The sequence below is a fragment of the Acidobacteriota bacterium genome (genome assembly GCA_003225175.1).
Taxonomy (GTDB): Bacteria; Acidobacteriota; Terriglobia; order Terriglobales; family Acidobacteriaceae; genus Gp1-AA112.
The window spans coordinates 157,734-177,781 of record QIBA01000030.1 but is presented as its reverse complement, the minus strand read 5'-3'; the positions used below and the strand labels follow the sequence as shown (position 1 = coordinate 177,781).

The following is a 20,048-nucleotide window of genomic DNA, read 5'->3' as shown; positions in this document are numbered from 1 at the left end:
CTTCGGTCAGCCGTGATTCTCTTCGGCCGCAACGGCGTGTTGTAAGCTTGAAATATGGACATGACCTGGGTGACTGACCGCATTGCGGTTGGGGGAGGTATCTGGAACGAACTGAAGATGATCGAGGTGGCTGAGGCTGGCGTCACGCACGTCATCAACATGCAAATCGAGTTCGACGATCGCCATTTGGGCGTACCCCACGGCATCCATATTCTCTGGAATCCCACTGACGACGACTTTCAACTCAAGCCCCGGGAACTGCTTCAATGTGGAGTGGACTTCGCCCTCGAAGCGCTTGAGCACTCTAAGACTAAGATCTTCATCCACTGTGCTGCCGGAGTTCACCGCGCTCCCATGATGACGTTGGCCCTCCTGCGTGCCATGGGATGGGAGCTCAAGGAAGCCATGAAGCTCATCCAGAAGCGACGACCAGTGGTCGATTTCGCCGCCGTGTACGTGCGCAGCGTGGAAGATTTCATCAAAGGCTATGCGCCGGAGCTTGCCGGCGCCGAATAGACGCGGATTTCGCGGTATCATCCTCCTCCGGTGATCCAGGTCAAACAACATCTGCGCCCGATGCGCGGGGGCGCCCAAAGCCATCTCATGTTTGCCGACGATGGGCACTACTACGTCGTCAAGTTTCAAAATAACCCCCAGCATATTCGAGTCTTGGCGAATGAACTGATAGCTACGCGGATTGCCGAGCGCGTAGGGTTGCCAGTTCCCATAATGGAAGTGGTCGAGGTAAGCTCATGGCTTATCGAGAACACCCCAGACCTGCGGATCCGCATAGGCTCATCCAGTATTCCCTGCCAGCATGGGCTCGCCTTGGGCGGGCGTTTCGTACTGGGACCTCTCGAAGGCCAGGTCTTTGACTATCTTCCTGCTTCGGCTCTCGACCGCGTTCGTAATCTCGACGCCTTCGCCGGCATGCTGGCGCTGGATAAATGGACCTGCAATTCTAATGGCCGCCAAGCTGTATTCTGGAAGAAGACTCGAGATAAGAAATACACGGCAACATTTGTCGATCAAGGTTATTGCTTCAATGCCGGCGAGTGGAGCTATCCAGATTCGCCTTTGCGTGGCGTCTATCCGCGCAATGAGGTCTATGCCGACGTGCGCGGATGGGAATCGTTCGAGCCCTGGCTTTCCCGAATTGAGAACATCGATCCCGCAATCCTTTGGGAAATCGCAGAAAGCGTTCCGCCCGAATGGTACGGATCGGCTGTCGACGACCTTGAGCACTTAATCGAAGGATTGATCAAACGCCGCACAATGGTTCGGGATCTGATTGATATGTTTCGTACCTCCAGTCGCGAGCCTTTTCAGAATTGGGAAGCCAGGACTTCCCAGATGGCGTCGCATTCTCCAGCAGGAAGCTAAATCTAAGGAAACTGCGACGGACACGCAGGTCTGGAAAAGAGATGATCCCGGAACCTATGTTTACTAAGTAGTAATATTCAGCTAGCAAAACGAGATATAACTAACCTGACTTTAAGCTCAGAGTCGCGGAATCTAAAGGAGTTAGTGCATTCAAACCCCGGGGTAACCCCAGATTTTCGCGGGGTAACCCCGGCGATTTTGTTTGGGGTAACGCCGAATGTGGCGGGGTAACCCCGGGGTTGGGGGCTAACTTGTTGGTTAACCACCGCGCATAAGTTGCTGCCATCGGGGAGTTGAGCGGAGAGGCGCGCGACTGACGATGAGCAACGTTGCACTCCAAGTACCGATTTGGTATTGATGCCCAGCATCTCTCTCCTTGATACCGCAGAACGTCAGCAAATAGCAACGTTCATCCGTTGCTCTAGCTTGCAAGTCCATCAATCAGATCAGTGCCTTGCGGACCATGCCAAAAATATTTTCGCAATCCGTTGTTCTAAAGCATTTTCATTTGAGGGTTCATCGTGGGCTCGTTGTCCGCACAGGCGAGACGGGTTGCAGAAGACAATAAATGCGGTTCTCCTCACAGTTCCGCACTGCCGCACGCGGTGGTGATGTGCCGCCCTTTCAGGGCTCAATTGTGTTTGTAATGCCAACCCACGGCTTACGCCAATGGGCTACCAAAATGTCGGGCTTCGCCCTGTGTCATTGGATCTGTTCTAAGACGTTTGGACCCTATCCCGCCTTGGCAACTTCGCCATGTTGAGCTGGAGCTTTCTGCTTAAGAATGCGCACGAACTCGCGCATCCATGCAGGATGATCGGGCCAGGCGCGGGCGGAAACCATGTTTCCATCGACAACCGCTTCACTGTCGACGAAATAGGCTCCGGCGGCTTTTACGTCAGGCTCCAGCGCCGGATAGGCTGCTGTTCGTCTGCCCTTGAGCGCACCTGCCGCGGCTAGAACGAGCGAAGCATGGCAGAGCTGGGCTACCGGTTTCTCGCGATCGAAGAAGTGCCTGACAATGCGTTGGCAGTGAGGGTTGTTGCGGATGTACTCGGGCGCGCGCCCGCCGGGTATCACCAGAGCCACGTAGTTGGCTGGATCGACCTCGGCAAAGGAGATGTCTGCGTTCCAGCTGTACCCTGGCTTTTCTGTGTAGGTGTCATAGCCCGGCTCAAAATCGTGCACCACGAAGTGCAGCTTCTTCTTCGTGGGAGCTGCGATGTGAACCTCGTATCCTTCTTCCTTCAATCTCTGATAGGGATACATCACTTCCAGCGACTCTGCGGCATCTCCGGTGAGAATTAGAACTTGGGGAGTGGACATGGAGCAACCTCCTTTGCTAATTCTTCCACATTTCCGGGCGCAGGATGTCGCACAGTCGCCGTCGCTTCTGCAGGCATACTCGTAAATCGCTCGGAGGCAAAAGGCGAACACAAAGGTGACGAAGGCGAAATAAGAGTCTCACAACGGTTAGAGGCGTTCATCTTCGTGACTTTGATGTTCCCTTATGACCTTCGTGTTCGGCGTGCGGAGTTCTCTCAATTTGCCCTATGAACGTCAACATTCCCGGCTGGTTGCAGCCGGGCGATTACTGGCTGGCGCGATTCGCGCTTGAAAAAGCTATCGGGACGCTGTTTCTCATCGCGTTCCTCAATGCCGTCAATCAATTCCGGCCGCTGCTGGGAGAACGGGGGTTGATGCCAGTTCCCCTGTTTGTGCGGGAGGTGCCATTTCGGGAATCACCGAGCCTGTTCTTCTTCTTTCCGCATGACAGAGCATTTGCCATGTCCGCATGGATTGGCGTGGCCCTCTCCGCATTGATCGTCTCAAGCCTCATCGATGGATATTCATGGGCATTGCTTGCGATCTGGGTTGTGCTCTGGGCGCTGTATCTCTCATTTGTGAATGTCGGCCAGATTTTTTACGGATTTGGTTGGGAATCGATCCTTCTTGAGGCTGGGGCTTACGCCGCGGTGCTGGGCGGCTCGGAAGCAAATAGTCAAGTTGCAGTGATGTGGCTCTTCCGCTGGCTGCTCTTTCGTGTGATGTTCGGCGCGGGGCTAATCAAGCTTCGGGGCGATTCCTGCTGGCGCGACTTCACCTGCCTCGACTACCACTATGAAACCCAGCCGATACCGAATCCGCTGAGCTGGTTTCTTCACCATGGGCCACAGTGGTCGAAGAAGGGGGGAGTGCTCTTTAATCACTTTGCCGAGTTGATCGTTCCATTCGCGTATTTTTTGCCGCAGCCGTTTGCGAGCATCGCCGGAGCGTTGACGGTCATTTTTCAACTGCTCATCTTTGCCAGCGGCAATCTCTCCTGGCTGAATGCTCTGACTGGTGTTCTAGCTCTCAGTTGCTTTGATGATCAGACGCTCGGATGGTTGGGCTTGCATGGGCGGGCAACGTATCCTCCCGATCTAGTGTTTAGGATTGTGACCGGAGCCGTTGTCTTTTTGGTCGTAGTGCTGAGCGTGAAGCCGGTAAGGAACCTTGTGTCCCGGCGACAGATCATGAACACCGTCTATAACCGCTTTCATTTTGTTGGGACGTATGGCGCGTTCGGCGGCGTTACGCGCGGACGCTACGAAATCGTGATCGAAGGAACCCCTGAAACTGTCATCACCGCCTCAACCAAATGGCGCGAATACGAATTCCAAGGCAAGCCTGGGGACCCGTCGCGCATGCCTCCGCAGATCGCGCCTTACCATCTTCGCCTGGATTGGCTGATGTGGTTCGCCGCCATGGGGTCCTATCACCGGCATCGGTGGTTCATTCATCTGATCGCGAAGCTGCTTCAGGGAGATGAAGCCGTCATTGGTCTCTTAAAGAGCAACCCTTTTCCTGACCAGCCGCCACGCTTTATCCGCGCTCAGCTCTATCTGTATCGATTTTCCTCCTGGCAGGAGAGAAGAAAGTTCGGTTTGTGGTGGATACGCGAGTTGTCGGGAAGCTACTTTCCCGCTGTGTCGCTCCAGAGTCCTGCGCTGCAGATGCTCCTTCGGCAGATGCGATGGAGTGAGGTTGAGTGAAATTTGATCCCCGTCATCCATACCTTAGAGATCAATCTTCCCGCTACTCAATTCACTACGTCTTCATGCGCCGAATTCTCAGGGAAAAAGCCTGAGAAGATTCCGGGGACGAACGCCTGAATTTCCGCAATGAGTGGTCGCTGCACAGGGATAGGACCAAAACAGAACCGTGTATAACGAAACCGGCGCGCTCTACTAAGTCGCTTCTGGCACGCCAATGCAAGAAGTGAGCATGCAGGTGCTCACAATTGCCATTGGGATAAACAGCGTTTCGCGCATTGATGAACACCAGACGCAGTTCAGAGGGAGCTCTGCTCGACACCGAATGGTACGTCGTTTGCATTCAGGTACTCAGAATTCAAAATCACAAAACAGCGCTCACGAGGAACCGTTCACGCAGACAAGGTTGCAATCCTCTGGGGCACGTTTGTTGCGCAGTCCTGACCGGCCGCGCTCGCAGGCGCTGTGTTTGTCAAAACCAGCGAGTCCCAAGATGAACCGCAAGCGCCGCACCGTTCTTTGGCTGTATACGGAAGATTATGACTACCTCAGCGCTGTGGCTGAGCACGATATGGATTCGAAGAATGTCTCTATGCACCGGCTTGTGAAAGCTCTGCGCGCCGCAGGCGTAAAGAGTTTTCTGCGTCTGGACGAGACTTTAAAGCGATTGCCCCCTCCACAAGGGCGGGCTTGAGCAAACGCCGGGATCCCCGGGGCTTCTCCGTCGGAGGAGCAAGCAGCGTAATCCTTGAGGGCACGTTAGCGGAGAGGGAGCGAAGAGGCATTGAACTTCTCCGCTCCCAATACAATGCTCCTTCACCTTAGGAGCGTGTTGATGAACTCTGCTTTTGGGAGATGGCGAGCTACTCACTTCTTAATTGCAGGAATACTGTGCTTGTCTGATCGAACAGGATTTGGCCAAAACTCGGCTGACGCCAACAGGTTGCGCTTCGAGATCAGCTTCCCCGCCAGCCTAAGCAGCAAGCCGCTGGATGGTCACATCTTGTTCGGCATTGCGAAGGACGAGAAGCCGGAACCGCGCTTCCAACTGCGGGAGGAGGAGGCGGAAAGTGCGCAGTTTTTCGGACTCGATGTGGATGCGCTCGCTCCCGGGAATAGCGCAATCATCGATTCCTCTACTCTCGGTTATCCGCTGGTCAGTCTCGAAGCGGTTCCAGCCGGCGACTACTACGTTCAGGCCGTACTCAATGTCTACGAAACCTTCCATCGGTCGGACGGACATACGGTGAAGCTCCCTCCCGATATGGGAGAGGGGCAACAATGGTACGAGAAGCCGGGCAATCTCATGAGTAAGCCGCAGCGCCTGCATATCGATCCCTCCCATGGAGGAGTCGTTCGCATTGCGCTTTCTGAAAGGATTCCGCCGATTCAGCCGCCGCAGGACACGCAGTACATCAAGCATTTCCGTATTCAGAGCAAGCTGCTCAGTGACTTCTGGGGCAAGCCTGTGTACCTGGGCGCGATCGTGGTTTTGCCCGAGGGCTTCGACAAGCATCCGAATGCTCACTATCCGCTGCTGATCGATCAGGGCCACTTCCCGGCGGATTTTCGCGGCTTTCGCACTGAACCGCCAACGCCGGATTTGAAAGACCGCGCGCGTAAGCGCGCTGAGGCGCAATACAAGCTGTATCAGGACTGGACCTCTGGCCGACTGCCGAAGATGTTGTTGCTGCAGATTCAGCACGCGAATCCTTACTACGACGACTCTTATGCCGTGAACTCCGCGAATTTGGGGCCATACGGCGACGCAATCCTGAGAGAACTCATTCCCGAAGTGGAGAAGCGCTTTCGCGGAATCGGCCAGCCTTGGGCTCGTGCGCTGACCGGCGGATCAACCGGCGGATGGGAGGCGGTTGCTGATCAGGTCTTCTATCCGGATGATTTCAACGGCGCCTGGGGTTTCTGTCCCGATCCTATCGACTTTCGCGCTTATCAGATTGTGAACATCTACGAAGATAAGAATGCGTTCTGGAGGCAGGGACCCTTTGGGCGAGTCCCGCGTCCGGAGATGCGGGAGCCGGATGGCAGTCTGAAAGCTGTGATGGAGCCGGCGGTTCGGCGCGAAGAAGTTATGGGCACTCACGGGCGCTCGACTGAGCAGTTTGGCATCTGGCAGGCGGTCTTCAGTCCGGTTGGTCCGGAGGGGTATCCAAAACCAATCTGGGATCCCAAAACGGGAGAGATCGACTCCTCAGTGGCGAGCTATTGGAAGGAACATTACGACCTGAATCACATTATGCAGCGGGACTGGTCCACTCTAGGACCGAAGCTCGCAAGTAAGCTGCATATAACAGTCGGCGATATGGATACGTGGTATCTCAACAATGCTGTACATTTCGCCCAGGATTTTCTCGACAGTCCGAAAAATCCGTACAAGGTAGCGACCTTCGAATATGGCTATCGCCAGCCGCATTGCTACGAAGGGGGCGGCAACATCAGCGTGACAGAATCGGCGGCGACGATGTTTCAGCGCGTCATGCCGCAAATGGGGCAGCACATGAAGGAAACTGCGCCCAAGGGCGCGGATATGAGCTGGGATTATTGATCTGCTGTACTGCTGAAGAAAAAAGGGGAGCACATGTGTGCTCCCCTTCGACTGTCATTCTGGGTTTAGAAAGTCAGCTTCAGGCCGTATTCCAATTGCCGTGGAGAACCGGCTGCATTCACGCCAGTTCCGAGCCCTATTCTGACCGAATCACGTCCACCCGGCAGTCCAGGTTTATCTACGGTTGTGCCGTTAATGTTGCCAGCCGAACCGTTCAGCACGCTGCCGAGCGTGTGTCCAGGAGAATTGAAGTTGGCGAAGTTAAAAGCATTGTAGAAGCCAACAGACGGCTCCAGCGAAATGTTCTCTCGTATTTTGATCGGATAGGCCAGCTTGAGATCGATGGTCTTCAGCCAGGTAAGTCCCATTTCACCAGCAGGCGCGAGCGGAAGGCTGTCCATAACCGCGCCTAATAGTACGAGCTGAGATTGAGTAAACAGGCCTGCGCTGACTAGAGCCTGTCCTGCAGGCGACAGCGTGCCGGCTACAGTCTTGTTGTAATTGTTAATCACGTTGTTAAGGCTTCCGGGACTGACACTTCGGTTGAAGGCCCCCAGATTTGTTTGCGGAAGGAGATGATTGATATTGGCTCCATCCCCAACGGGGTCGCTGGAGAAGATTTCCCCAGACCGTCCTTGATTCTCAATTCTCATGTCCTGGGCCAGCGGCGAGAAGAAGTGAGAACCGAAGCTCAGCATCGGACCATGCGTAATTTGGAAGCTGCCACCAAAGGAGATCTGGTTAGTGCGATCGAGCGAGTTTGGGCCCATGTGAGCTGTGGGATTGCGGAAGTCATCGGCCTCGGGAATGAAGTCCTGGTCGGAAGCCATGCTGTTGAATCTCGAAAGCGCATATGAGATCTGATAGCTGGCTGCGGTGATGCCGCGAATCGGGTTTCCTCTGTTTCCCACCAGCTTGACTTGTAGTCCGTTGTACTCGGACCGTCCGATCGGGAAGAGCATGTTGTTCTCGCCTACTAACGGATTAATGCCCGGGAAAGCGGCTCCAGTGTTTGGAGTTATAGGATTTCCGTTGCAATCGACGTTGAAAGCAGCTGGGGTTCCGAACAGGTAAGTGTTTCCTGAATCGAGACCGCAGCCGGCAAAGTCACTGATAGTCGCTCCTGCCGCGATCGCGCAATTGATGGCAGTTGCGTTCGTACCGCTGCAGCCTGTAAAGCCGCTGGTCGTCAATGCAATGGCATTCAAAGCCGCGTTCTTGTTTAAGAAGCGCGCATCTCCAACGTGATTCGTGTCATACGAGATCAGGTAATGTTCGCCGATGTTTCGAATGAAATCGGCACTCAAAACAAGACCCTGAGCCAGCTCGCGTTGAATTCCAATATTCATTTGAATGGAGCGCGGCGTCCGATAGTTGGGAGCAATGAAACCGTTTCCAGTGGAGTTTGGTCCATTGGCTAGAATATTGCCCAGGAAGTTCCCGTTTGCTTGCGGTCCGGCAGCCTTGGTCGCCGATATGAACGTACTCTCCAGCGCGGCGACCAGCGGAAGAACGGACCCAACTCGCTGACCGCAGATACCTGTAGCTATATCAACTCCGTTGACGCTGGTGACCGTCCCGCCGCCCGGCAGCCCAAGCTTGCCGCTGGGGCAGGGACTGTCTGTGCCGAAGAATAATCCCTTCTGCAGGCGGCTCGGACGATCGAAGAGAATGTTGTTGAAGACGGCGTTTTCCCAATAGAGGCCAGTGCCACCGCGAATGACCGTCTTACCCGAGTTGCCGGGGCTATAGGCAAAGCCAAACTGCGGACCGAAGTTAGAATTCGGCTGGCGCACGCGCCCGCCGAGTCCCGTTTGCCCAAATTGGTCCAAGATGAAGGCCTTTCCAGTGCACGGAACCAGCCCGTTGAACAATGTTGGATCGATCTGATCACAGGTCATAGGCGGCAGGTCGCTGTCTTGCCGTCCGGTGTCCCGCGAGTAGCGTATTCCGTAAGTCAGGGTGAGGTTTGGTCTGACCTTCCAGCTGTCTCCCATGTAGATGCCGAGCCGGTCATCATACTGTCCACCAGCGGGATAACTGAACTGAGGGATTTCAGTGAAGAATCCTTGGCCGTTGCCGACCAGAATGGACGAGATTTTGTAGTTAAGGGGATTTCCCGCTCCGCCGGGGAAAGGTCCTGTAGCCGCGTCGGCTTGCGCGGACAACGAATTCCTTGTTCTCGCTTCGGGAGCAAGCCCATAGAACGCTGCGAATCCGCCGCCCAGAATCTTATTGAAACTGAATCCATAGCGAAGAATATGGGCGCCAAGAATCTTGCTTCCGTCGTATTTAATCTGCTTGTTCGATTGGAAGGTCGCCTGAGGGGCAAGTCGCGAAGGTCCGAAACGAGTGACCACGCCCGGAGGTCCAATCCGAATCGCCACTGGAACGTTTCCAGCAGGATTGAAGACGCCAGGGTTACCGAGGACTGAGTCTGCGATGTGATTCTGGAACTTCAGGTAGCCGAAGCGGATGCTATGGGTGAAGGTTCCCGTATTGAAATCGAGTCCCACGCCGTGAGCAGGAGTGTTATCGCGATTGGCAAAGGGCTGGTATGTCGCACCGAACGCGCTGACGTCGCTGTTTGTGTGGTACGTGAAGCGGTAAAAGAGATGCATGTCGGGCCTGATTTGCCAATCCAGTTTGCCCATTGATGTGCTGTCACTAAATTTGGCGGGATAACCCGATGGCAAGCTCTGAAATGGCGGCGGCGGACTTAACGGCGTCAGAAATGGCTGGCGGATATGTTCGAGGTTCCCAAAAAAGAACAGCCTATCCTTAATCAGCGGACCACCGAGGCTGCCACCCATTTGATTTCTCTGGAAGCGAGTGTCCTGTCCTCCCGGGAAGTTCGCGATGCCCGCGCGTTTGTCACGGAAGAGATAAAACCCCTGGCCATGGACATGATTCGTGCCAGACCTCGTCACAACGTTTACAGCGCCTGAGGAGGTCAGCTCCGTAGATAAATCCAGCGTAGATTGGCTGAGTTGAAACTCCTTAATAGCTCCAGCAGAGATGTTTTGCGTGGTCGTACCGACAGTCTCATCGCTGATATCGATACCGTCGAGCGTGATGCGAGCAGTGCGGCCATAACGTCCCCCGAACGATACGGACGAAAAACCGTTCTTCGTCGGATCGAAATTGCCTCCGTCCTGAATCTGCACGCCGGGCTCGAGCTGCGCCAGATCAAGAAAGTTCCGTCCATTAAAAGGAAGGTTCTCAATTTGCTCTGTAGTCAGAACTCCTTGGACCGTAGGCTGCTCGGTGTTTATCGCGACACTCGTCGCCTGCACTTCAATGACCTGCGATTCCTGTCCCACTTTGGCCGTGAAGTTCCCGGAGGAGATTTCGCCCACCTGCACCGTCACGGGTGTTTCAATCGTGGCAAAACCTTTGCTCTCTACGCGCACCGTATAGGCGCCTGGCGCCAAAGGTCCGGAAACGTACGCACCTCTGGAATTCGTGGTTACGACCAGCGCTTGGCCGGAAGCCTGGCTAGTGATTGTGACCTTCGCCCCGGCAACCACGGCTCCCGTTGGATCAGTGATAGTTCCTTGAATGCTTCCGGTTGATATTTGTGCTAGCAGTGCGGAGCAGCACAGCAAGAAAAGACTAAGAAAAAGAACGCGTGTGAACAGCTTGGACGTCATTTGGCCTCCTAATCGTCCTGCGAATGGATGGACTGAGCGGCTCGGCACGCAGCGAAGCGGCTATCTCTGAGCTGCTCAAGAAAACAACCAAGCAAAAGTAGTGTGGGACCCTCCCGGGTTCAGGCCGGGACTATTGCGGGATCAGAACCCTATGCAACGTGACAAAATGCGTCAGCAAGATTCGAACAAAATCAGGGAGATTGTCAAGAAAGTTGGTGACTCTGGAAACTTGCTCTTGGTGGCGTGTGGTGACGCAAACAACCGCAGAGGAACTAGGAGTGAATTTTGGCAGCTCGTTCCCTTTTTGAAAATTCGAACTATTCAAGGTGGAAGAGAGCAATGCCGGGCAACAATTTTTCACAGCAGCTTCGCATGTCATGAGATCGTTGTAAGTCTTTGATTAATTAGTACGTTGCATTCGTTGACATATTCAGGTCGAGGCTTGTTAAAAACGTCTTCGAAGTCTCCTCTTAAGTCCTTCAGGTTGCTCGGTTTTTATTTCGTCGGTACCTTGAAGATGCCTGGTAGATTCAATCCCAAAATCCGTTATTCGCAGGCTGTTCTCTTCCGAGTGCGGCGCGTCTGATCGCCTGATTCCTCGGTGGCTTTTCCTTCGCGCTCTCGGTCTTATCTACTTCTCAGCCTTTTATTCCTTGGTGGTCCAGATTCGCGGTCTGATTGGGCCTCAGGGAGTTCTTCCGGCTCGAGAATATCTGCAGGCGGTGGCGCAATCAGGGGTTGCGCATGTTCGTTTCTGGTATGCGCCTTCTTTACTCTGGATTTCTAGCGGTTCGGGCATGTTGATGGCGCTGTGCTGGATCGGCATGATCGGCTCGCTGCTCCTCCTGGTGAACTTCTGGCCTCGCGCCATGCTCGTGATCTGCTTCGTTTGCTTTCTCTCATTCATATCCACGGCGCGGGATTTCTCGGAATACCAGTCCGACGGCATGCTGCTCGAGGCGGGCTTCGTCTGCTTGTTCTTTGCGCCGCCAGGATTGCGTCCGGGGCTTGGGGCGAAGCATCCGCCTTCTGCACCCCAGCAACCACAACCCCGGCGGTTACTGGGGACCCTGCCTTCGCGCGCCAGCTTATTTCTGTTGCAGTGGGAGTGGTTTCGCATTTATTTCGAATCGGGAATCGTGAAGCTCGCGAGCGGTGAGCCGCAATGGCGAAACTTTACTGCCATGGATGAGTATTACCAAAACGGTCCGCTGCCTACGTGGATTGGATGGTACCTGCAGCATTCGCCGCACTGGTTTCATGCGACCGCAACCGGTGCCACGCTGGTGATGGAGCTCGGGCTGATCTGGATGATTCTGTTGCCGCGCAGGTTCCGCATCATCCTGTTCTGGATCGTCACCGTCTGGGAGCTCGGCGTGATCTCGAGCGCGAACTATGCGTTTCTGAATTACCTGGTGCTCAGTTTGGGAATTCTGTTGGTCGATGATCGATTTGTGCTGCGGTGGATTCCAGAGAAATGGCGTCCGCGAGTGCCAGTCGAACCTGCTGCCGCGAACTTGCCGAAAACGCAGGCAGGGCAAGCGGAAGTCTCGAAATCCGAGGATGCCGGGCAAGAGGGCTCCATGTTCCGTTTACCAGGGTTCATTCGGCAGCACTTTGGCGCGCTAAAACTAGCTGTCTCCGCGGTGATACTTACATGGATTTGCTATGTCACTGCCGCGGAGCTGGTGTTGATCGTACGTCCACGTGCTCCATTACCAACCACACCTATCGTGATGCTGCAGCCCTTTCGTATTGCAAACCAATACGGACTGTTCGCGGTGATGACCCACGGACGATACGAAATTGAGTTCCAAGGCTCTAAAGATGGACAGAACTGGATTGCCTATGAGTTTCGCAACAAGCCGCAAGTCTTGAACGACGCGCCAGGCATCTATGCTCCGTATCAGCCTCGTTTCGACTGGAACCTTTGGTTCGCCTCGCTGGGAAGCTGGACTGAGAATCCAATCGTTCCTAACACGGAGGTCCGGCTGCTTGCCAACAGTCCAGACGTCCTCAAGCTCTTTCGCGGAAACCCCTTTGCCGATGCTCCACCAAAGCAGGTGCGCGCGGTGTTGTGGCAATACTGGTTTACGACCATGGCGGAAAAGCGTGCCACAGGTAACTGGTGGAGACGGCAGTTGCTCGGACCCTACGCACCTACGCTCGAAAGTCAGCCGGATGGCAAGATCGGCGTAGTCGAAATGCCCCAGGAGCTGCCTTCCCATCGATGAACTCTGATTCGCGCAGAGCTGTGGTCGTTGGCTCCGGACCAAACGGTCTGGCGGCGGCGATCGTGCTCGCCCAGGCTGGGCTTCAGGTTGAGGTGTTTGAGGCAGAAGCGCAACCCGGCGGCGGAGCGCGAACGATGGAGCTCACGCTGCCCGGATTTCACCACGACTTTGGATCAGCCGTGCATCCGATGGCGGCGGGCTCTCCATTCTTCTCTTCGCTTCCCCTACGCGAATGTGGCCTCGAGTGGATCCATTCCCCCGCTCCGCTCGCCCATCCTCTGGACGATGGCACTGTCGTTATGCTCGAACGCGATCTCAATGAAGCCTCACGCGCTTTGGGAGAGGATGGCACAGCCTGGGACCGGCTCATGCGTCCAATAGTCGAGCACTGGCCGGGATTCGCTTCCGACATCCTGCGGCCCGTCTTCAAAGTTCCGCATCATCCGCTCCTGCTTGCGAAGTTTGGATTGCAGGCGCTAGCTTCGGCTAACTTCCTCGCAAGGCGACTGTTTCGAAACGAACGCACCAAAGCGCTGTTCGCTGGGGTGGCCGGACACTCATTCCTCGCAATGGATGAACCTTTGAGCGCTTCGTTCGGTATCGTTCTAGGCGCGACCGCCCACGCTGTTGGCTGGCCGATTGCTCGCGGTGGATCGCAGTCGATCACTAATGCACTCTGTGCTCATTTGGGAAGCCTCGGTGGCGTGGTCAGGACCGAGAGCCCGGTGAGTGATTTGGGCTTGCTGGGCGGGTTCAGGGTTGCGCTTTGCGATGTGACTCCCCGCCAACTTTTGCAGATCGCCGGAGTGCGCTTCACGCCGGCGTACCGGAGGCTTCTGCAGCGATACCGTTATGGACCAGGAATTTTCAAAGTCGATTACGCGCTTTCCAGCCCGATTCCGTGGAAGGCGGCAGACTGCCGGCGCGCCATTACGGTCCACCTAGGCGGCACCATCGAGGAGATTGCAAGCTCGGAGGACGCGATGTCGAAGGGTCGTCATGCTGAAAAGCCGTTCGTCCTGCTCGCGCAACCCACGCTGTACGACTCGACGCGTGCGCCGGCGGGGAAACACATTGCATGGGCGTACTGTCACGTTCCTAATGGATCCACGGTCGACATGCTTCCGCGTCTCGAAGGGCAGATTGAACGCTTTGCTCCTGGATTCTCCGATTGTGTGCTTGCGCGGAGAGTATTCAAAACAGCCGATCTTCAGGCGATGGACGCGAACCTGGTCGGCGGAGATATTGGCGGAGGAGCGGTGGATTTATGGCAGTTTCTGCTGCGTCCAAGTTGGCGACAGTATGCGACACCGGCAGCGGAGGTCTACATTTGCTCGTCCTCGACACCCCCCGGCGGAGGAGTCCACGGCATGTGCGGTTATAACGCGGCGAAATTGGCGTTGAGTCGATTACAAGTAGCGCGTGAATCTGGGCGCCGTTGAACAGTAGAGACGCAGCACGCTGCGTCTCCACGAACGTGATAGATGTATTAGTTTGAATTTTTTGGTCGAGGGATGGAGTGCGAGTAGATCCAGTATTGGTAGTACACGGCGGAGCTTGGGCGATCCCGGACGATGTAGTGGAAGATCATCGTCGCGGCGTTCAGAATGCGCTTCGAGTTGGTTGGGAAATTCTGGCTGCGGGAGGGTCCGCGCTAAAGGCAGTCGAGGAAGCCGTCGTCGTCATGGAAGATGATGACACCTTTGATGCTGGGCTCGGCAGTTTCCTCACGGCTGACGGCAAAGTCCAAATGGATGCCCTCATCATGGATGGCACAACCATGCGCGCCGGCGGCGTGGGATGCGTAGAGCGCATTCGCAATCCAATTCGTGCCGCGCGACTGATCCTGAGCGAAAGCCCCCACGTATATTTCGTCGGTAAAGGCGCCGAGCAGTTTGCTGCAGGACTCGGCATCGAGTTGATTGACAACAACGAACTCGTGATCGATCGCGAGCGCAAACGGCTCGCCGAAGCCAAGGTCAAGGCGGCTGCCGGCGAACGGGATCTAACCTTTGCTGGACACGATACTGTTGGAGCCGTGGCTCTTGACTCCAAGGGACACCTTACAGCCGCAACCTCGACTGGCGGCACTGTTAATAAGACTCCAGGTCGCGTAGGGGACTCGTCGCTCATCGGCTGCGGTTGTTACGCCGATGATCAGAGTGGCGCTGTCTCTTTGACCGGATGGGGCGAGCCGATTATGAAGCTCGTGCTGGGCAAATGGGCTACTGACAGGGTTGCCGGTGGTTCCGTTCCAGAACTGGCTGCGCGGGAGGCCATCGGATACCTCAACTCAAGGCTCGATGGTCACGGCGGCATGATCCTGCTCGATGCTCGCGGGCGGTACGGTATCGCCCACAACACTCCTCGGATGGCTTGGGGTGTAAGGACTAAAGCGGGTGAGCAGTCGGGTATACAGATTCCCCAGAAATAAGAGTCCCGAAGAACCTCCGCGCGGCCTTCGCGCAGGTTTCGTTTCCGCAACGAAATTCTTCTTGAGTAGATAACTTCCAGCTTGTGTTCCCGGCATTGGCGGCTTTACTGACAAACACCCGGCCGAAGGCGGCCGTAGGCTTAGAGCACTGCGCGCTCTCCTTACTAATTCCGACTCCGGCACTTTTGCGTGTGCTGTCGCGCGATGTCGTCGTCTGCCGTGTATGACGGGTTACGTTGCCGCTTGTAATCGTGCAGTTAACTGATGTACAAACCTTGCGGCAATCAGTCACGAAAACCTAATTGACGGCAGACAAAGGATCTAGTGCTGCGCCCATTGTGGTCTGAAGGTCCTAAGTTTGCGCCGATTATTCGATCAGGAGTTCTCATGAAGCGAGTTCTAAGAACGCTCTGTTGTGCGGCCGTTTTTTTATCTCTAAACCTCGTAACCCATGCCCAGAACATCGCTACGGCCAATTTGCACGGGGTAGTTCAGGACCCAAACGGAGCGGTCATTGCCAATGCCAAGGTGACGGCGCGGCTGGCTGCACAAAACCTGGAGCGCACCACGCAGTCGAACGCTGATGGTGAATATGTGTTGCTGAACCTGCCACCCGGCAACTATTCCATCCAGGTGGATGCGGCCGGCTTCGCGAAACTGGTGCAGAGTCCCGTGGTATTGACCATCGGACAAGATGCCCAACTGCCGGTGCACATGCGGGTCGCGAGTACATCCGAGCAAGTAACTGTGGAGTCGAATGCAGAACTGATCGAAACACAGCGCAGCGCCGAATCAACGACGATCGACACTCAACGAATCGAGAATTTGCCCATCAACGGGCGGAACTACATCAACTTCGCGCTTACGAATTCGCAGCTTACGCGCGACGACGCGCCGAGTATTGGAGCGGCTCCCACCTCAGGATTGAATTTCAGCGGCCAGCGTGCACGTGCCAATCTCGTAAATCTCGACGGCATGAACAACGTCGATAACGGAGTGAATGGGATTCGATCGACAGTCTCCCAGGAAGCGGTGCAGGAATTCCAAATCATCACCAACGGCTACAACGCCGAATATGGCCAAGCGGCCGGCGGCATCGTCAACATCATCACCAAGAGCGGCACGAACGACTGGCACGGATCGGCTTACGCCTATCTTCGCAACCGTAACATTCAGGCGACGAATCCCTTCTCCACCGTCAAGAACCCTGCATACACTCGCGTGCAGCCGGGAGCGACTCTCGGTGGCCCAATCGTAAAAGATAAAACCTTTTTCTTCTTCTCATTCGAAACCACGCGCCGTCATGAGACTGGGTTTTCCAGCATTGGGCAGAACAGCTTCGATCTCGTTCCTATCGATGTCTCGCGGTTTTTCGGTGCGCCACAAGGCGCGGTGATCTTCCAGGGGACCACAGCCCAGCAGGGATTTTTGAACGGAATTCCCAATGCAGCACTGGCGAATCCGGCAGTTCAACAGTTTTTGCAGAAGTATGTGCCGGTAGTCGGCGGAGGATCGGCTACGGCAGTAAACGGGAGACTGCCTGCCGCGCTCGGCGGGGGTCCGGCATTCATCACAAGCGGCGCACCATTGCCGGCTTCGTTTCACAGCCTCGCTTCCCAAATCGGGAACTTCCCAGTGTTCGAAGGGACCACGGTCTATAGCCTGCGTCTTGACCACAAGCTCACGAACAATCAGCAACTCATGCTGCGCGGCAATGTAAGTCCGAGTACGGTTACGGGAATTGAGGTGAACGGCCAGAACCAGACGTTTGGACAGAACTCTTATTCGCGCACCTCGCAGCAGACCTATCGCGATTTCGCCATCACGGCGCAGGATTCCTGGGTAATCGGAAATAGCAAAGTGAATGAGCTCCGTTACCAGTACTCTCGCCGCGGATTGCTCTACAACTTCTCTAGCGGTCCCGGTGGCGGAGACGTAGCTATCAACATCCCAGGCTATGCCTTCTTCGGACGTGAGCCATTTTCATTCGTGAACCGTACCGAGCAACGCCACGAGGCATCCGACAACTTCTCCTGGAGCCTCGGCAATCACAGCGTGAAATTCGGTGGTGACGTGAATCATATTCCGCTCGATGCAGACTTCACCGTAAACTTCGGCGGACTGTACAACTTCGGCTCACTTTCGGCAGTACAGCTCGGATTCCCCAACACATTCCTGGGAGCCAGTGTTCCCGACTTCTCACCGGTGCAGGCCTACGGGCTCGGTATTCCTCAGAGTTTCGTGCAAGGTGTCGGCAATCCGCATGCCGGCTTCACCAATAACACGCTCGGTTTCTTCCTACAGGACTCCTGGCGAATCAAGCCGAACCTGACGCTGAACTATGGCGCTCGCTACGATGTCGAGTTCACGCCTACACCTGCAGCCAGCAATGCCATGTCGGCTGCAGCACAAGACGCCTTGGGAATCACGCAAGGTATCCCGCAAGACCTGAACAACATTGCTCCTCGCGTTGGCATTGCCTGGGATCCGTTCAAAGACGGGAAAACCGCCATTCGTGCCTCGTACGGAATGTTCTTCGACCATCCACTGCTGGCTCTCGCGTTCGATTCCGACGTGGCCGATGGTTCGCAGGCTCCGCAAATCATTCTGGGCGGCGGAGCGATTTGTAATCCGCAGGCTCCTTCAACTCAAGGCGTGGGAAGTCTGAACGCGACGAATGGGTTCCAGGGTATTCAGACAAGTCAGGCGTGTGCTCTGCCTCCTGCACTGGCTGCCGGACTTCAGTACCTGCCCAACGAACAGCGATATAACGCTCTGAATGCGAATTCGCTCTTCGTTAACCAAAATTTCATCACGGCCGGCGTTCCGCTCTCAATTCTGCCGTTTGGGTTCCCGACGGCGAAGAATTTCATCTATGCATACTCGGAGCAGGCCAACTTCGGAGTGGAGCGGGATCTGGGCCACAACTATTCTCTCGGCCTTAATTACAACTACAACGGCGGCCATCACATCAATCGGCCGATCAATGCCAACCCAACACGCGGCGATCTGCTATTGAAGAACTGGCAGGCAGCGGTAGCGGCTGGAGCAGTTACTCCGAGCACGTTGCCGATTTCAGTAGCAGCTTGTGGCGTTGGACCGGCGGGACCATTCGTTCCGGCGGCGGTAACGAACTTCTTCCGGCCCTCCGGACTGAACCAGTCGCTCGTGCCCGTTGTCCCTGCACAATGCCTGGCGCTGGTACAGTCGGTCGAACAGGCAAACCATCTTGGCGTTAGCGTGCCGGTTCCCTTCAGTGACATGGTTGCCAATTACTCCAATGGCAGCTCGGTTTATCATGGGTTAACTGCCAACATACGCAAGCGCTTCAGCAACCACTACGAGTTCCTGGCGTCATACACCTGGTCACACTCGATCGACGACTCTACCGACCTGCAATCACTGCTGGCGCCGCAGGACAGCTTCAATCCTAATGCGGAACGCTCGGAATCCACCTTCGATCAGCGACATCGCTTTGTCTTCAGCAGCGTGTATCAGTCAGGCAGAGTCGGTGACGGTTGGGTGGGCAAGCTACTCAGCAATTTCACGGTGGCTCCGATTGTGGAAACCAGCTCGGGACGGCCGTTCAACATTCTCGTAGGCGCCGACCGCAACTTTGACTTCGGTCCGAACACTGATCGTCCAATCGCGGTGCCCGCCAACACTCCGGTAAACTTCTGCTCAGACGTGCCGGTTGCGTCGCGGTATTCGCCAACAGGATTCCTGCAGCCGGCTTGCTACTTGAACGGGACGCTGAATGGAAATCTGAAGCGCAACGCGGGCATCAAGCCGACGACGGTCTTCACCGACCTGCGCATCGGGCGCCTGTTCGACCTGACGGAGCGCTTCAAGCTCGAGGGCACAGTCGACATGTTCAACTTGATCAACAAGTTCAACGTAGCCGACGTGAACATTCTCTGGAGCAATGCCGGACAACCAACAGCCGCGTTCGATCCACGTCAGTTCCAATTTGGGCTAAAGCTGACGTTCTAAGGCAAAGAAACGCAGCGCCGGGCGCCCTCGCCCGGCGTTTTCTTTTGGTGTTGCGTAGGCAAGAACTCAGGCTGAATAAGGCTGCAGCTCCTGCGCAATCTCCGCCGCCTGCACCTGCTCGCCATTATTCAACCGTTCTAGAATAGAACCGAGCACCAGCTTCGCCTGATCCTTGCCACGATTGCGAATGAAGCCATCGTAAACATGCTCCCCGTTAGCCGCGCGATTGATCTCCGCCTCCCGGTTGTGGTCATCCAGCTCAGTGAAATAAATCACTTGGTAATTGCCATTACGGGCAACGTCTTTGTAGATCTCAAACATGATTTTGTCAGGCGGAGGAGTAAAGGCCATTTGTGGACTCCGTACCTAAAATTATAACGTCGCAGGTAGAGACGCAGCATGCTGCCTCTAATGGCAGGCGCAGCGAGAAACACTGAATGAGCGCACGCGACCAAGCATGACATGAAAGGAGATGCAGGACGCTGCGTCTCTATCAGTATCAGCGGATTGAATACATCTTATTCCGAAAATGACAACGACATTGGCCTGCCAATTGCTAAGCTGGCAGAGTTTGGCAGGTAATGGCGAGGACGGGTGACCACCGTAGTGGGACAGTTCGAAATCTGTACTAGTGATCGGCGCAGAGCTCGACTTGTCAAACTATATTTCAAAATGTATCTTAAAACCCACTGTGAGCATCTGAGGTAAAACCGGGTGCGGCCATGCATGAATTTCGCTCGCTGAGCATGG

13 protein-coding genes are annotated in these 20,048 nt (G+C 55.3%); 10 read left to right on the top strand and 3 right to left on the bottom strand.

Going from position 1 to position 20,048, the window contains the following annotated elements:
* Window positions 1-54: 54 nt before the first annotated feature.
* A complete protein-coding gene (locus DMG62_02990; GenBank protein PYY24544.1) occupies window positions 55-516 on the top strand; it encodes a hypothetical protein in 462 nt (153 codons plus the stop codon).
* Window positions 517-522: 6 nt separating this feature from the next.
* Complete coding sequence (locus DMG62_02985; protein PYY24543.1) at window positions 523-1,383, top strand: phosphatidylinositol kinase; 861 nt, start codon at window positions 523-525, stop codon at window positions 1,381-1,383.
* 732 nt (window positions 1,384-2,115) lie between these two features.
* Here the strand turns inward: DMG62_02985 and DMG62_02980 are convergent.
* A complete protein-coding gene (locus DMG62_02980) occupies window positions 2,116-2,709 on the bottom strand; it encodes a peptidase (GenBank protein PYY24542.1) in 594 nt (197 codons plus the stop codon).
* A 227-nt stretch (window positions 2,710-2,936) separates the two neighbouring features.
* Here DMG62_02980 and DMG62_02975 point away from each other — a divergent pair, with 227 nt between their 5' ends.
* From DMG62_02975 to DMG62_02965, 3 genes are all read left to right on the top strand, one after another.
* Window positions 2,937-4,418 carry a hypothetical protein gene (locus DMG62_02975; protein ID PYY24541.1) on the top strand — a complete coding sequence of 494 codons (1,482 nt, stop codon included), beginning with the start codon at window positions 2,937-2,939 and terminating at the stop codon, window positions 4,416-4,418.
* A gap of 217 nt (window positions 4,419-4,635) precedes the next feature.
* A complete protein-coding gene (locus tag DMG62_02970) occupies window positions 4,636-5,112 on the top strand; it encodes a hypothetical protein (protein PYY24540.1) in 477 nt (158 codons plus the stop codon).
* A 192-nt stretch (window positions 5,113-5,304) separates the two neighbouring features.
* The gene (locus tag DMG62_02965; protein ID PYY24604.1) at window positions 5,305-6,984 is read left to right on the top strand and encodes a hypothetical protein; all 1,680 of its coding nucleotides are present in this window, start codon (window positions 5,305-5,307) and stop codon (window positions 6,982-6,984) included.
* Between the two features lie 65 nt (window positions 6,985-7,049).
* On the opposite strand, the gene DMG62_02960 is transcribed toward DMG62_02965, so the two are convergent.
* A complete protein-coding gene (locus DMG62_02960; GenBank protein ID PYY24539.1) occupies window positions 7,050-10,637 on the bottom strand; it encodes a TonB-dependent receptor in 3,588 nt (1,195 codons plus the stop codon).
* Between the two features lie 151 nt (window positions 10,638-10,788).
* Here DMG62_02960 and DMG62_02955 point away from each other — a divergent pair, with 151 nt between their 5' ends.
* The 5 genes from DMG62_02955 to DMG62_02935 all read left to right on the top strand — a co-directional run bounded on the left by DMG62_02955 (window position 10,789) and on the right by DMG62_02935 (window position 19,298).
* The gene (locus DMG62_02955) at window positions 10,789-11,037 is read left to right on the top strand and encodes a hypothetical protein (protein ID PYY24538.1); all 249 of its coding nucleotides are present in this window, start codon (window positions 10,789-10,791) and stop codon (window positions 11,035-11,037) included.
* A 121-nt stretch (window positions 11,038-11,158) separates the two neighbouring features.
* Window positions 11,159-12,871 (top strand): membrane protein, encoded by a 1,713-nt coding sequence (locus DMG62_02950; GenBank protein ID PYY24537.1) that lies wholly within the window; start codon window positions 11,159-11,161, stop codon window positions 12,869-12,871.
* Window positions 12,868-14,313: an FAD-dependent oxidoreductase gene (locus DMG62_02945; protein PYY24536.1), complete on the top strand. Its 1,446-nt coding sequence runs from the start codon at window positions 12,868-12,870 to the stop codon at window positions 14,311-14,313. Before DMG62_02950 ends, DMG62_02945 begins: the two co-directional genes overlap by 4 nt.
* A gap of 77 nt (window positions 14,314-14,390) precedes the next feature.
* Window positions 14,391-15,305 carry a peptidase T gene (locus DMG62_02940; GenBank protein PYY24535.1) on the top strand — a complete coding sequence of 305 codons (915 nt, stop codon included), beginning with the start codon at window positions 14,391-14,393 and terminating at the stop codon, window positions 15,303-15,305.
* Between the two features lie 387 nt (window positions 15,306-15,692).
* The gene (locus tag DMG62_02935) at window positions 15,693-19,298 is read left to right on the top strand and encodes a hypothetical protein (protein ID PYY24534.1); all 3,606 of its coding nucleotides are present in this window, start codon (window positions 15,693-15,695) and stop codon (window positions 19,296-19,298) included.
* 66 nt (window positions 19,299-19,364) lie between these two features.
* Here DMG62_02935 and DMG62_02930 read toward each other — a convergent pair whose 3' ends face one another.
* Entirely contained in the window at window positions 19,365-19,649 is a 285-nt protein-coding gene (locus DMG62_02930) for a hypothetical protein (protein PYY24533.1), read from the bottom strand.
* Window positions 19,650-20,048: the final 399 nt, after the last annotated feature.

Bases quoted from the DNA above. Each gene is read 5' to 3' on its own strand.
- DMG62_02960 (PYY24539.1), bottom strand. From the start codon at position 10,637: ATGACGTCCAAGCTGTTCACACGCGTTCTTTTTCTTAGTCTTTTCTTG.
- DMG62_02935 (PYY24534.1), top strand. From the start codon at position 15,693: ATGAAGCGAGTTCTAAGAACGCTCTGTTGTGCGGCCGTTTTTTTATCT.
- DMG62_02975 (PYY24541.1), top strand. From the start codon at position 2,937: ATGAACGTCAACATTCCCGGCTGGTTGCAGCCGGGCGATTACTGGCTG.
- DMG62_02990 (PYY24544.1), top strand. From the start codon at position 55: ATGGACATGACCTGGGTGACTGACCGCATTGCGGTTGGGGGAGGTATC.
- DMG62_02930 (PYY24533.1), bottom strand. From the start codon at position 19,649: ATGGCCTTTACTCCTCCGCCTGACAAAATCATGTTTGAGATCTACAAA.
- DMG62_02970 (PYY24540.1), top strand. From the start codon at position 4,636: ATGCAAGAAGTGAGCATGCAGGTGCTCACAATTGCCATTGGGATAAAC.
- DMG62_02955 (PYY24538.1), top strand. From the start codon at position 10,789: ATGCAACGTGACAAAATGCGTCAGCAAGATTCGAACAAAATCAGGGAG.
- DMG62_02945 (PYY24536.1), top strand. From the start codon at position 12,868: ATGAACTCTGATTCGCGCAGAGCTGTGGTCGTTGGCTCCGGACCAAAC.
- DMG62_02980 (PYY24542.1), bottom strand. From the start codon at position 2,709: ATGTCCACTCCCCAAGTTCTAATTCTCACCGGAGATGCCGCAGAGTCG.